Source organism: Citrobacter sp. Awk 2 (genome assembly GCF_028069815.1).
In the GTDB taxonomy this organism is placed as follows: Bacteria; Pseudomonadota; Gammaproteobacteria; order Enterobacterales; family Enterobacteriaceae; genus Citrobacter.
The window spans coordinates 1-10,422 of record NZ_JANEWL010000131.1; the positions used below are offsets into that span (position 1 = coordinate 1).

8 protein-coding genes are annotated in these 10,422 nt (G+C 56.1%); all 8 read right to left on the reverse strand.

Features of this window, described 5'->3' with window-relative positions; genetic code table 11:
- Positions 1-277, reverse strand: a 277-nt coding sequence (gene tssE, locus NNO02_RS21320; RefSeq protein WP_271455671.1) for a type VI secretion system baseplate subunit TssE, incomplete at its 3' end; no start/stop codon positions are given.
- Positions 277-822 carry a type VI secretion system lipoprotein TssJ gene (gene tssJ / locus NNO02_RS21325; protein ID WP_271455672.1) on the reverse strand — a complete coding sequence of 182 codons (546 nt, stop codon included), beginning with the start codon at positions 820-822 and terminating at the stop codon, positions 277-279. The genes tssJ and tssE, both read right to left, overlap by 1 nt.
- Positions 800-1,885 (reverse strand): type VI secretion system baseplate subunit TssG, encoded by a 1,086-nt coding sequence (gene tssG, locus NNO02_RS21330; protein WP_271455673.1) that lies wholly within the window; start codon positions 1,883-1,885, stop codon positions 800-802. The genes tssJ and tssG overlap by 23 nt, the downstream gene beginning before the upstream one ends.
- A complete protein-coding gene (gene tssF / locus NNO02_RS21335; RefSeq protein WP_271455674.1) occupies positions 1,849-3,603 on the reverse strand; it encodes a type VI secretion system baseplate subunit TssF in 1,755 nt (584 codons plus the stop codon). Before tssF ends, tssG begins: the two co-directional genes overlap by 37 nt.
- A 41-nt stretch (positions 3,604-3,644) precedes the next feature.
- Entirely contained in the window at positions 3,645-5,246 is a 1,602-nt protein-coding gene (gene tssA / locus NNO02_RS21340; protein ID WP_271455675.1) for a type VI secretion system protein TssA, read from the reverse strand.
- Positions 5,246-8,656 carry an ImcF-related family protein gene (locus tag NNO02_RS21345; protein ID WP_271455676.1) on the reverse strand — a complete coding sequence of 1,137 codons (3,411 nt, stop codon included), beginning with the start codon at positions 8,654-8,656 and terminating at the stop codon, positions 5,246-5,248. Before NNO02_RS21345 ends, tssA begins: the two co-directional genes overlap by 1 nt.
- A gap of 5 nt (positions 8,657-8,661) precedes the next feature.
- Positions 8,662-10,092 (reverse strand): hypothetical protein, encoded by a 1,431-nt coding sequence (locus NNO02_RS21350; protein WP_271455677.1) that lies wholly within the window; start codon positions 10,090-10,092, stop codon positions 8,662-8,664.
- The gene (locus tag NNO02_RS21355) at positions 10,092-10,355 is read right to left on the reverse strand and encodes a PAAR domain-containing protein (protein WP_271455678.1); all 264 of its coding nucleotides are present in this window, start codon (positions 10,353-10,355) and stop codon (positions 10,092-10,094) included. Before NNO02_RS21355 ends, NNO02_RS21350 begins: the two co-directional genes overlap by 1 nt.
- Between the last annotated feature and the right edge of the window lie 67 nt (positions 10,356-10,422).

Here is a 10,422-nt window from a genome sequence, read left to right on the forward strand (position 1 = left end):
TCAGGCGCGGTTCATATTTGAGCAGCACCGCCGACAGCACGCCCATCAGTTCATGGGCGGTACCGGGCATCCCCTGCAGGGTTTTGGTCATATCCGGCAAGCCATAGTCCGGCAGATGCGCCAGCGTCCCGGCGCGACAGTTGAGGATGCGCTGCATGTTATCCAGTACCGAGAGAATAACCTGATTTTGTTCACTGACCTGATGGAGAATGAGGCCACCAGTGAAGTTGCCGTAGAGCGTTTCATACAGCGAAGGAGATTTGTGATTCTGAGGCATTATTTATCCTCTTCCATTACCAGCGCCAGATGGTTATTCCCGGCCTCAATCACCCGGGCCTTGTCCGGATCGAGTTCCTCACGATTAACCATTAATTTCCATGTGTTTTTCACGACATCGGGTTGCCGAAATAACCCCACCACGGCCACATATTTCGCATCGTCTTCCATCGGCATATCAAGCAGTGCGTCACCACCTGGTTTCACGACCACATCACGGGTGGACAGCATGTCAGCCCCAAGAACGGCTTCACCATCGTTCAATAACTGTTGGTACACACTTCTGTTGAAAGTTATAGTGTCTTTCAATTGATAGACGCGTACCACGACGGGCTCCGACAACGCGTTGTTTTCACGTTCATCCGTATTCAGTGCTTCACGTGCTGTGAAATCCAGGTGAAGCACCTTAATCTTTTTGTAGAACACAGAGTTAAATGCTGATTTGCTGCCATCGGTGATGCTCTGCGTCACCCCGCACCCCACCAGACTGAATACCAGCAGGGGGAACAGCCAGCGCGCTGTTTTAGTTAAACTTGTACGTAACACGTCGGTTTCCTTGTTGTGGTTTCGCAGGCTCCAGCCCGGTGTAGCGCCCCAATTCGGTGGTAAAAGTCTGAGGAATATCCTCCGGAAGGTCATCGTCCTCCGCACCCAGCACGCCGTTCATACCCAGCCAGAAAGGTTCTTCACCCAGTGGCGGTACGGCCAGCAAGCGGGTGGAGGTGGTCAGTGCAATTTTTGCCTTAAAGCGCCAGCCAAGATACACACGCAGCATCACCAGAAAGTCCTGATACAGCAGACCATCCGGCTTCCAGCCCTGCACTTCCTGTTCATTAATCGTCGTGAGCACAACCAGCAGTTGGCTGCTGGCATCCATCGCTTCATCACCCAGTGGCGTGTTGCCATCCAGCAGAAAATCGTCCTCACCGTAAAAGCCCAGCGGCTGGCTGACCTCCACGGGGCGCAGGCAGTAAGGACTGACCCTGACGGTGGTATTCGGTGCCAGCAGGGTCACCAGTGCCTGCATGCCCTCCTGGGTTTTACCGGGCTGGCGCAGTACGCCAAGCAGTGACAGAAAGCGAGATACTGGTGTGGCAATATGGTTTGCCGTACCAGGAATACCCAGCCCCACCAGACCCAGCAAAGACTGTGAAATGCTGTCGCTGCCACCGGGCTCAAACGTGGCCGGATAAGAATATTTACGCCAGATGCGGTAAAACTGCGTCAGGATGCGGTGGCTGAAGATATCCAGAAAGCCCTGCAGCGCCTCATGCCCTTCGCGGCGCTGGGTGATGTCATCGAGGTACGCCGTTGGTAAGGGGGAATCAACACCGTACATCCCCATAAAGGTCGTGCGGATAAGCGGTGGCCTACGGTCATCATCCTCGTCATATTCGACAGCCTTCAGCTCGGTCGCCGGGAAACCCATTCCCGGGTGCGGCGCAAACCGCACCGGGTCATCAGCAGGGTGGCTGGTCGACCCTATCATCGGCCTGCCCGGATTACGCTTCTCCAGCAGCTGGCATAAACGGTAAAAGTTGATGCGTTGAAGGTCGGCTTCCAGCCGCGGGGTCAGCCGGGAATGCGGCGGTTGTGCTTCTCTTCCCATTCCAGGCGCTCTCCGGTCGGTTGCAGAATGATAATCAGGTGGTTAAACAGATAGATGTCGGTGTAGAGCGCGAAGAAGCGGCTCAGCATCTCGCCGAACAGGCAGATATCGCCCCGCCCGGCAAAGCCGTGACTGTCCAGCGTCACCTCAATCTGTACGCCGCGTACCAAATAGCCCTGCTCGAAACGCTCAGTTTCGCTGTGCTTCACGCCGATAATCGCCTCCAGACGGCGGCGGTTCATCTCACTGTCGGTCCATTCATACAGCGCCAGGGTGCCACGCAGCACGTCGGCGTTATCCATCATCGACAGGAATCCGCTGCCGAGGTGGCTCAGCACGCGCCAGTGGAAACGGTCCTGCGCCGGTGGATAACAGGGAAGTGTCGGCGCACACAGGTTACGCACGGCGATACTGGCTGAGGTGGTTTTCATCACCGTATCAAGCACCGTGCTCTGCAACGCTCTACGAGGTAGCTGTCCGTTGGTGCCGGTAAGCGTCAGCGACAGGCTTTCACCTTCCGGCACGGCGTGTTTATCAAACGCTTCACCACCGAGGATAAGCCAGGTGTTGTGCAGCCCGGATGGCCCCCGGCGCACTCGGGTGTGGTAGTAATATTCCGGCGCGTCATGACGCATCATTCCGCCTTTGTGGCGGAAGCTCGAGAACGGCACGTAGGTATGCTGGCTCGATGACATCACCGAATCCACCGCGTAAATCTCGGTGTGGCCATCCTGCACACGCATCGGTCGCAACATGTACTCTGTCTGCAAGGAGTTGATTGTTAGCGGGTCGGATTCCAGCGGGAACAGGTTAATCACCGGCACACAGTTCAGGCGCAGATGCTTTTCAGTAAAGCTGAAATCATGCTCCCAGCGCTCCGCCAGTACCACATCGATTTCAAACCACGAGAGCTCAGCCGGGAAGGCCACGGTTCCGAGCCCGCACAGCCCCGTGAACATAAATTTCTCACGGAAGGTGAAGTACTCCAGCAGCAACTGATAGCCGCTAAAACTGCTGCTTCCCTTCGGCCACAGGTCGTCATCGTCGCCGAAACCCAACGCAGTGAAATACCCGTCGAGCGGTCTTCTGTCCATATCACCTGGCATCCGCAGCCAAAGACGCGCCGTGTTCATGGTAAAGGCTTCATGCATGGCGCAGGCCAGCGGTGCGTCAGCGTTGAAGTAGAGCGGGATCTGGCTGAGGGAGGCTCGACTCCAGTCGGCAAGATGGCTGCAGTTAAAACGCAGGCTGATAACCGAACGTCCGTCAGGGTCGGTGGACAGGCGGGCATGCTCCAGCGATAAAGGCTGGAGGGTTATCTCTTTGGTGGTCGTGTACCGGCAACGCGTGCCCTTCTCACCGATCGGCCGCGAGTTCACCTCGAAACCTTTGACGATGCGCATCTGCTCTTTCATCTCGCGCCAGTCAGGGGTGAACTCCACCACCGACATCGACGGAATGGTGCGCAGGTAATGCGGCCACAGCAGGCTGACCAGCCCTTCGGTCAGCTCAGGCAGGTCATCATCGAGCTTTTCACGCAGCCGGCCCATCAAAAAGGCAAAGCCTTCAAACAGGCGCTCAACGTAAGGGTCGCGCGCGCCCGCTTTATCGAGATTGAGCATTGCCGCCTGCTCGGGGTGAGCACGTGCAAACTCTTCACCGGCTTCCAGCAGGTAGCGCATTTCAGCGTCATAATAACGCAGGGTTAAATCATCCATAATTACCTGATTATTAGTATCTTAAAGGTATAACAGGGCAGCTAACCGCAAAGCACAGCACTGCTGGCCGGATCGAGTGCGATCAGGCCGGCCAGAAGCAAATCCATCTCAGGCTGAAGCCGTGATTTATCGGTTTCACTGCGTGTGGCTTTCATGCGCAGTAACCGGAGGCGGCGTGATTTCACCTCAAACAACAGTGCCGGTGTCCATTGCGTCAACGTTATGGACTGAGCCGCATTATCGAGCTCACCCAGCAGATGCAGCGCCAATTCATTCCTGCCCTTCTGCTCGGCCACGCGGGCCATTAACAGACGCAGCAACCATTTGTCTTTTGTGGAGTCCGCGCCCGGACGCGTCTGCAGCCAGTGAAGTGTGGCATCCAGCCCGTCGCTGTCGGCTTTCTCCAGGGCTTCCGGCTCAAGGGCCAGGATATCGTTGTCAGACGCGCCAATGACGCTGACCGGCTCATCCCGCCAGCCGGCCATATCATCCAGCACGCTCTGGTTAATCCAGTTCAGCGTGACCTCATCGGCAAATGGCGTACCATCGTTAAAAGCCAGTGTCTCAAGCCCGGTGAGGCGGCGCAGCACCCCTTTCAGGTCGGCGGCGATGATGTTTGCCAGCACATCCTGCCCCGACTTCATCAGGGCCTGATAGATATACCACTGCAAATCCAGCCAGAGATGATTGGCGCCACGCGAGAAGGTGCTGTCCGCCTGCTCCAGTACCTCCAGCCAGCTTTGTTGCAGGTACAATCGTTTGAGCATCGCTCGCTGATCGGCGCGCGGTGGTTCGATACGCGTTTTCCCTTCGGCATCCGGTGCAGGGATTGCTTTCAGCGTGTCGTGGCGCAGGCTCTTCATCAGCCGGTGTGCTGCCAGCCAGCCATCAGGTTGCTCACGCAGGTACTCCGTCAGTGTACGGGCCTGGGCCAGTAAATCCTGACCGGAAGTAATGCGGCTCAGCACTGGTGCATCCTGTTCTGCCGCATGGGATGACGATTGTGCGCGTGCCTGACTGCTGGCGTTCTGTGGTACCACAGCATCTACACCGCCGGCCTTTATCAGGCGAGATTCCAGCGCGCTGTACAGGACATTCAGCTCTGGCCGTGACGCTTCCGGCTCTGTCTCCAGGCTGTCACTGATGAGCAGCAGCGCCCCGGCTGTACGTCGTGCATCCTCACGTACGACCTCCGGATACAGTGACAGGCTGTCGAGTACACGGGAGCCTGCCAGCCACTCCAGCGCCAGTTTACGGCTCCGCTCACGCTGAGGATGAAGTTGCGCTCCATAGCGCTGTATCAATCCCGTCAGCAGTTCAAGCCCTTCGGCAAATCCGGTTTCCCCGTCCTGGTGCAGACGGGCCCAGCAGTAATAGGTGGCAATCCGGATATCTTTGGCCGTGGTAGTCAGCAGTTTTTCGGCAAGCGTGCAAATCAACCCGGTATTGATGCCGGAAAGTTTATTGACCTCCTCCCGGATACGCTGAAAATCATCGTCATAGTCGGGGTTTTCCCCTGTCGGACTGGCGTTACTTACTGGGGCAAGCCAGGGCTGCCAGTTTTCCGTGCGTGTCTGCACCTGTTGCCGCAGCGAGGTGTCGTCAGCCTGGCAGGCGGCGACCAGATTTTGTAAAGTGCTCATTATTCGACTCCATCCATGTCATTGTTTCCCGTGTTAGCCATCAGCACCTGCGCAGTGGCCGCGCTGTCGACACTGAATATCTGATCCGGCAGCGTGAAACCGCGCAGATCCAGCAGCGCCAGTGGACCTTTTCCGAGTTGTGAGCGCAGTACCCACTGCAGGGTTCGACCATCCGGAGCAGTGAGGCTCATCATCCACTGGCTGCGGTTAAGCTGCTGACGCTGGCCCTGGTCCAGCCAGCGAATAAAACCCCAGGTACCGCTGTAATCACCGAACAGGCGCGCTCCGGCGTTGACCGTGGTCCAGGTCAGCATCGTCCCCGGCTTGTAAGTGTCTCCCGGCCAGCGGAAGCTCTGCCAGTCAGCCATCTGATTGAAGTAGTGCAGCGGCTGGCCATCAATGGTCAGTTGAGTTTCCACCACATGCGGCACAGGACGTGCTTGCAGTTCAAAGCTGATGCCCTGGCTGCCATCAGTAAACAGAATGTCTGACAACTGACTTAGCTGATTAATCGCCCGCAGAAAGGCCGGGTTAAAACTCAGTCCCTGGCTGTTGACCTTATCCGGTACCCACTGGCTGCCCTCTTTGTTCAGTACTCCGCTGAGCTCTGTGGTCAGGAAGCGCTCAATACGTCCGCTGTCCTTGCGCACAAATTCTGCCAGCATCGGCAGAGAAGTATCACTCTTACTCACCGCAAACGGGAAACGACCGTCAAAGGCTGTATGCCAGTTCGCCACAACCGAGCGGCTCCAGCGATCGTTCAAACTGGCGGCAGAGGGTTGAAGCACTGTTTCCCAGGCCTGGGTCAGAGGCTGCACAAACATCGTGCTGCCAAATCCGCTCCACTCCTCGCCAAGACTTGCCGAAATCAGACTGCCGTATTGCTGGGTGTCAGTGAGGTCTACGCTTTTGCCCTGGAACACGGTCTGCGCCAGGGTCTGCATCATCGCCTGCGGATCAGAAGCGCTGGCCACCTGTTGCAGGCGTAGGCGCACGCGGGTGATGCGGGTCAGATACGTCTGCAGGCTCAGTGAAGTGTCAGCCGACATGACGTTGCTGCCCTTGTTTTTACCCAGAAGCATCAGCAACGGGCCAAAGGTTTCATCAAGCGGCCCCTGCGGGCCTGACACAGACTGGTCAATCGCAGGTTTGTCTTTCCCGCCTACCAGGTCTTTAGCCGATTTGATGATGGAATCCGAAATGCCTTCGCTTTGCTGACCGGTCTGCCCCTGCCAGGCGATGGTATTCATCAGGGCTATCAGTGGCGACTGGCGGACATCACTCATCAGCGTAAGCTGGTCGGTAACATCCGCTATGTTGTTCGCCGGGTTAAGCCGCAGGCTGTTGAGGAAGCTCAGCCAGCTGCCGGCAAAGTCGGTGAAGTAACGTTGCATCAGACGCGCTTTCAGGGCTTCCGGCGATAAATCCGCGGAAACCGCTTTCCGGCTGTCACTCAGCACCCAGTCAATTTCATCCCGGCGCGAATTTGCGGCCTTTTCGATAGCCTGTTGGATGCCCCCTTCCCACGCCTGGCGGGTAAACATGCCCGGCACCACGTCCTCGGTGGTGAACAGTCGCCGCGCATCGGTACCGCTGGTCATGTCTTCCAGAGACACATCGGCAAAGTTACGACGCACAGATTTGAGCATGTTTTCATAGAGCGTACTTTCGGCGTTGCGGCGGCCAATCTGCTGCAACAGCACCTGGCGGCTCTGGCCCACCAGCGGCGCATCCGGCGCGATTTTCCACTGTGGCTGCTTAGGCAGCTCGGTGATGTAGAAGGCCCACAAATCCGGCGACAGGCTTTGCCACAGGCCGGTGGAAATGCCCAGACGGGTCGGCTGCACGGCTTTCAGGGTCTGTGCGTAGAATGCCCCGTCAACCTTATCCGGGCGAGCCATCATCAGCCAGGCTTTCAACTGGTCATAACCCGGTTTCGCAAGCGCCGCACGCTGGTCGCTGTTGGGGGCGGAGTTCGCCAGTGCGTTGAGTTTTTGCATCAGGGCAGCATTTGCCGGGTCACGAATCAGGCGGTTGTTCGCCACGCCATACCAGGGCAGCATTACGTCGAGCAGTTGCTGGTTATGGTCCAGACCGAAGCGCTGATACCATGGCGCGCCTTCCTGGGTATGATGCTGCAGGCGGCCGGCGTCATTACGCAGTGTATGCAGAGCCGTCAACTGGTAATCCGATACGGAGGGATGCTCCACCAGAGCATGCGCCTGCTGCGCCACGGAGACAATCTGCAGACGGTTGACCGCAAACGACAGCAGCGTCCCCGCCCCCCAGACACCAATAATAGCCATCAGCGTCCAGGCCAGCATCTGCTCCCAGGCCATACCGACACGGTGGCCACGAACACGGACGCAGTCATCCACGATGCCCTGCCATACAACCGGTAGGGTCAGCGCATGGCGTTGTGATTCAGGAATGTACTTTTCTTCGCCAGTTGCTGTCGTCTCGCCAGTGTCTTCAGCAGGCCTGCCCTGTGCCAGGCTGAACATCAGGCCACGCAGCGGAACACGCTGCTGTGAGGCAGACAGCCATGGCGCCAGTTGCTGAGCCCAGCGGGCGATACCGCCGTCCTGGAGGTACTGGCCCAGGCGCAGCAGGAAGTCGTGACTGTTGTTCTCAGCCACCTGACTGACACCCTGTGTTCGCAGGGCCGGCAGCATCAGTTCAAGCTGGCGGGTAATGTCATCAGGTTTTGCGCGAAGCGGAAACGAAGCACCCACCGCCTGTTCAGTGCGTTTTGCCTGCGACCACTTGCTGTCGCACAATTGCCACAGCCAGACCGGGGCAGAATAACGGAGCAGTTCACTGATTTTTTCCAGTCCGCGTAAATCGTTATCGCTGATTTGCGGGGTCAGATTAAGCGACTGCGGCATGACGCGCACAATACCGTCCAGTGGGCGTCCACGGCGCAGTTTGCGCAGCGCGGTGTATTTTTCTTTATTGGGCTCATCAGTCAGACTGCCGCCGTAAATCAGAACGGTACGGTTGCCTTCAAGCCACTGCTGCTGTTGCAGGCCGGGTACCAGCTGTTCGATTGCTGCCTCATCGCCGGTGACCAGCAGCAGACGAACCTTGCGCCACCAGAACGACGAATAACGTCTTCTGAGATATTTGCTTAGTGCAGTAAAATCATAATGATCCGGCGATTTTCCTTCAGCGTGATTATTTTCGCCATCAGGCGTAACGGGAGAAGGATTTTGCTGCCTGAACAACGTAAAAAAGACCAGGGTGCACAGCGCGGCAGTGAGAGTGATAAAACCAGCCAGCACATACCAGAAATTGTCGCCACTATTGTCAGAGGGCAACTGCGTTGTCTGTGCAAGAACAAAGAGCACCATCAGCAGAACTGCCACAATGAGTAATCCTGCTCCCAGGGACTTTGAAACCTTTTTCATACCGGTTATTCCTTTCCGGAGTGTCGTGCAACCCTGATAAATTCTGGGCGCTGAAGACGGGCTGTAATTCGTTTCAGCAAAATGGCCAGCCCAGGCAATGTCACTATCAGTGACAGCAGAAGAAGAGTTACCCCCAACCAGGAGAATGCAGTTGATGGGAAGTAATGGATCATCAGGCTGTACAGCCCAGCATTGAGCAGTAATGCCATCAGAACAGACCCGCCGGGAAAGGGTGGCTGAATAACAAAATGATCGTGCCCGACGGCGGGGGCGGCGTTTCCGAGCGTCACTGCCCAGGCATCAGTCTCACCTTCAAGAAGAAGCCACTGGCAGGCAGGGCCGTAAGCAGCCATCTCAGCCGCAGCCCCAATCATTGCCCAGCCAGCAAGACCGCCATACCGAACGCATGCACTGTCATAATCAATGACACCGCCAGTACCAATGCCATCGAACAGAGCAACCGACAGGTCATTCAGTGCCCTGCCCACTGACTGCCGTGGCGCATCTGATAGTCCGCTGTGCCAGACAAGGTGCTTCTTGCTGGCAGGTGTGAGGGCCATATCCCGTAATTCACTGAGTTCAGTTACAAGCATACGGGTGTCGAGCGGCATCGCCCGGAAAAGGCGTAACGCATTTTTTTGTTCGCCCGGATTTAACATCGACGGAGGCATCAAAAATAACGCGCTGGCAAATTCGGGCAGAACATCATCGGGTAGCCGATAGTGCATCGCCAGCACCAGTACGGCTCTCTTTGTGGACCCGACAAACTGATTCCAGTCATCAAGGGATGAGTCACCGTCCTGAAAATGAATCTCGATTTTCCAGGGGGGAGATCCTGCTGTCCAGATACGATGGAATGACTGAGATTCACGATCTTTGTCGCTACCATTGGTCTGAACAATAATCTGGAGCAGACCAGAAGGATATCGCCGCCGAATCGAAGGTGTTATCTGAGCAATAAGATGACGAAGTAGCTGCTCAAAACGTGAAATGCCGGGCGTGATGGCGGCGTCCGGCAGCAACGTTAAAGGCGGCGTGCCCGCGCTATCTCCTTCCTGTGTATGTGCAAGACGAGACAACAAGCCCGTATCGGCAGCGATAAAAATATGGCTAAGAATGACGTGATGTTGGTGCGCACGTAAGCGCCACTTCAGACGCGTGTTTCGGCACCATTCATTCCAGTTCCAGACACCAATTGCCCGCGTTTCCCACCAGAAGCTGTAGATAGCAATAGCTGCAAAAATGCCTGCAAATACCCTGGCCGTCAGTGGTAACCAGAACCCACTGCTCAATGAAGGTAACCCTGTTGATGGTGATTTTAACACTGCTACAAGCAATCCAATGAAAAGACCCAGGATAATAATCAGCAGACAAAGCCAAGGCGACCAGACCGGTGCCTGTTCTTTTTCAGTCACCTCCGGCAAAGACCATCCCATCAGCCAACCTCCATATCCTGCATTCTTGCGATGACGCTCGCTCCGCACTGTGTTTTACAGTTATGCAAAACGATCCCTCGGCCGTTTTCTTCATACGCAGAAACATCGCACTCAATAATTTTATTTGTGCCGTGCTCAGGGCAAGATACTGTGTCATTTAAAAGAGCAGCATTCTTCCCTGAAATATCGAAACTGGATGAAGCTGATGTGACTTTACCGCCATGTGTAGTGGCATCTCCTAAGACAACGACGTTTTTCCCCACTTGCCATTCCCTTCTTTATAATTAAATATTTCATTTGACTTTACAAAGCACGCTGAACATTAAGAAT